Here is a 2,852-nt window from a genome sequence, read left to right as displayed (position 1 = left end):
CCGCGGCCGAGCCCACCCCCCCCCACCCCCCACGCGCGGGGTCCGGGGCCGGGCCGCTACCTCCCCCGCCTGTGTACGCGAGTCGTCTGTCCGGGTACGCGAGTTCGCCGTTCGGAAACGCTTGGCCGGGACCGGACGGGACGGCTAGGCTCGGGGATGCCATGGGTTCTGCCGGGCGCGGTGCGCCGTGCCCGGCAGAGGCGACAGGGAACCCGGTGGGAATCCGGGACTGCCCCGCAGCGGTATGTGGGAACGAAAGCCGTCACCGTGCGAGACACGGTAAAGCACTGGACGCATCAGCGGAGTCCGGGAAGCGACGGCCGGTAGGCGCGAGCAGCACGCCCACGAGTCCGAAGACCTGCCCGTGGTACGCGCGCCGACGGCGCGCGTGAGTCCGGGCCTCGCGGGATGGGCACGACCGAACCGCGGTCACTCCTGCGCGCGCACGGGCTCCTTCGACGAGCTCGCGAGGAGAGAGCTGTGCCCGAAAACCGAGTGCCGGAAGACCGCAAGAACCCCGTCGGGACCACCGTGCTGGGCTACCCGCGCATCGGCGCGGACCGGGAACTCAAACGCGCCGTCGAGCGCTACTGGGCCGGGAAGATCGACGAAAGCGCTCTCCGGGAGACCGGCCGGGAGCTGCGGGCGGAGACGTGGCGGGAGCTGGCCGCCGCCGGACTGGATTCCCTCCCGTCCAACACGTTCTCGTTCTACGACCAGATGCTCGACACCGCCGAGCTGTTCGACGCGCTGCCCGCCCGCTTCACCGGCTTGGGCCTTTCCCCACTCGACACCTACTTCGCCGCCGCGCGCGGTGTCCAGGACGCCCCCGCGCTCGAGATGACGAAGTGGTTCGACACCAACTACCACTACCTCGTCCCGGAACTGGGCCCGGACACGACGTTCGCCCTCACCGGCACGAAGCCGCTCGACGAGTACCGCGAGGCGAAGGCCGCCGGGTTCGAGACGCGGCCGGTGCTCATCGGGCCGGTGACGTTCCTGGTGCTCTCCAAGGCCTCCGCCAACGCGCCGGAGGGCTTCCGGCCGCTGGAACTGCTGGACGCGTTGCTCCTGCGCTACGCCGAACTGCTGGAGCAGCTGTACGACGCCGGGGCGGAGTGGGTCCAGCTCGACGAGCCCGCGTTCGCCGGGGATCGCGGCGAGAAGGAACTGAACGCCCTTACCCGCGCCTACCACGTCCTGGCGAAGGCGACCGCGCGGCCGAAGCTGCTGGTCGCCGGGTACTTCGGCGGCCTCGGCCGGGGTCTGGGCGTGCTGGCCCGCTCCCCGATCGACGCGATCGCCGTCGACCTGGCCACCGATCCGTCCACTGTGGACGAGGTGGCCACGCAAGGAGCCTTGCGGGACAAGGAGGTCCTGGCCGGGGTGGTCGACGGCCGGAACGTGTGGCGCACCGACCCCGACCGCGCGCTCGGCCGCGCGGCGACCCTGCTCGGCACCGCGGCGCGCGTGAGCGTCTCGACGTCGTGCTCGCTGCTGCACGTGCCCTACGACGTCGAGCGGGAAACCACGCTCGACGCCCGGCTCAAGGACTGGCTGGCGTTCGCGCGGCAGAAGGTCGACGAGGTCGTGCTGCTCGGCAGGGCACTACGTGAGAATGTCGACCTCTCCTCCGCTCGTGCGGCTGTGGAGGACCGCGCGAGCGCGACGGAGCTGATCGATTCCCGGGTCCGGGCGCGGCTGGCGTCGCTGCGTCCCGAGCATCTTCTCCGTGCGCCCTACCCGCGACGGGCGGAGGCGCAGCAGGCCGCGCTGGGCCTGCCCGCGCTGCCGAGCACGACGATCGGCTCGTTCCCGCAGACCACCGAAGTCCGCAAGGCGCGCGCGGCGTATCGGGCGGGCACGCTCGACGAGGCGGGCTACACCGCCGCGATGCGGGCGGAGGTCGAACGGGTCGTGCGGCTGCAGGAGGAACTCGGGCTCGACGTCCTCGTGCACGGCGAGCCCGAGCGCAACGACATGGTGCAGTACTTCGCCGAGCAGCTGGCCGGGTTCGCCGCCACCGAGCACGGCTGGGTCCAGTCGTACGGCTCCCGCTGCGTCCGGCCGCCGATCCTGTACGGCGACGTGTCGCGGCCGGCGCCGATGACCGTCGGCTGGGCCACGTACGCGCAGCGGCTCACCGAACGCCCGGTCAAGGGCATGCTCACCGGGCCGGTCACGATCCTGGCCTGGTCGTTCGTCCGCGACGACCAGCCGCTGGCCGACACCGCGGCGCAGGTGGCGCTGGCGATCCGCGACGAGGTCCACGACCTCGAATCCGCCGGGATCCGGATCGTCCAGGTCGACGAGCCCGCGCTGCGCGAGCTGCTGCCGCTGCGCGCGGCCGGGCACGAGGCGTATTTCGCCTGGGCGGTAAGGGCTTTCCGGCTCGCGACGTCCGGGATCGCCGACTCCACCCAGATCCACACGCACATGTGCTACTCGGAGTTCGGCGAGGTGCTGCCCGCGATCGACGCGCTCGACGCCGACGTCACCAGCATCGAGGCGGCCCGGTCGAAGATGGAGGTGCTCACCGACCTCGGGGCGGCCGGGTTCGGCCGGGGCGTCGGGCCCGGCGTGTACGACATCCACTCGCCGCGCGTTCCCGATGTCGACGAGGTCAGCGGGCTGCTGCGGACCGCCGTGGGCGCGGTGGCGCCCGAACGCGTCTGGGTCAATCCCGACTGCGGCCTGAAGACCCGCGGGTACGCCGAGGCCGAACCCGCGCTGCGGAACCTCGTCGCGGCGGCCCGGCAGGTCCGCGCCGAACTCGCCTGACGTTCCGTGGGGGGGGGGGGGGGGTGGTGTGGGGGGTGGGGAAAAAGGAACGCGACCCACCCCCCCCACAC

General features: G+C 72.4%; 1 protein-coding gene and 1 riboswitch. The gene reads left to right on the top strand.

Annotated elements, in window-relative coordinates:
• Positions 1-203 precede the first annotated feature (203 nt).
• Positions 204-360, top strand: a riboswitch (cobalamin riboswitch).
• Between the two features lie 120 nt (positions 361-480).
• Positions 481-2,781 carry a 5-methyltetrahydropteroyltriglutamate--homocysteine S-methyltransferase gene (gene metE / locus ACFWX1_RS17125; RefSeq protein ID WP_378388283.1) on the top strand — a complete coding sequence of 767 codons (2,301 nt, stop codon included), beginning with the start codon at positions 481-483 and terminating at the stop codon, positions 2,779-2,781.
• Positions 2,782-2,852: the final 71 nt, after the last annotated feature.

Source organism: Amycolatopsis sp. NPDC059021 (genome assembly GCF_042739895.1).
Taxonomy (GTDB): domain Bacteria; phylum Actinomycetota; class Actinomycetes; order Mycobacteriales; family Pseudonocardiaceae; genus Amycolatopsis.
This window is presented reverse-complemented; position numbering and strand designations above follow the sequence as displayed.